General features: G+C 55.0%; 1 protein-coding gene. It reads left to right on the top strand.

Translation table 11 applies throughout. The features are described from left to right. Positions 1-644: oxidoreductase (locus AC4IFO_RS23010; RefSeq protein WP_490737854.1), on the top strand; the 644-nt coding region annotated here is incomplete at both ends.

Below are 644 nucleotides of genomic sequence, written 5' to 3'. Positions count from 1 at the left end.
TGTGAAAGCTTAAACACCACAGGCGGCGATTTGCGCAAAGGGCTTGAACATTACCAAGCGGTGCGCAGTGTGGAAGTCCTGAAAATTCAAAATGCGGCACGTAACTCAACCGAGTGGTTTGAAAATGTCCGCCGCTATGAAAATTTAGCACCTGAGCAGTTTGCTTATTCATTGCTCACGCGCTCTCAGCGTATTTCTCATGAAAATTTGCGGGTTCGTGATGGGGCGTGGCTGGATAATTACGAGCAGTGGTTTGCCGCGCAAGCGGGGGCACCTAAGCCGGTGCCGCCAATGCTGACGCCGTTTAACGTGCGGGATATTACCTTGAGTAACCGTGTGGTGGCCTCGCCGACGCTTTTATACCGCGCTACTGACGGCGTGGTGGGGGATTTTCACACCGTACACTTGGGCAGCCGTGCTTTGGGTGGCGTCGGGCTGGTGATGACCGAAATGACCGCCATTGCCCCAGATGCGCGTGCAACATTAGGTTGCCCAGGCATTTGGAATGATGAACAGATGGCGGCGTGGCAGCGTGTGACGCAATTTGTCCACCAAAACAGTGCCGCTAAAATCGGCATTCAATTGGGGCACGCAGGGCGCCGTGGTTCAACCCAGCGGGGGTGGGAGCAGGAAAACCACCCATT

It is taken from the genome of Providencia sp. UF-224 (genome assembly GCF_058245955.1).
Note: the sequence above shows the minus strand (reverse complement) of the source record. Positions and strands in the feature narration are given on the sequence as shown.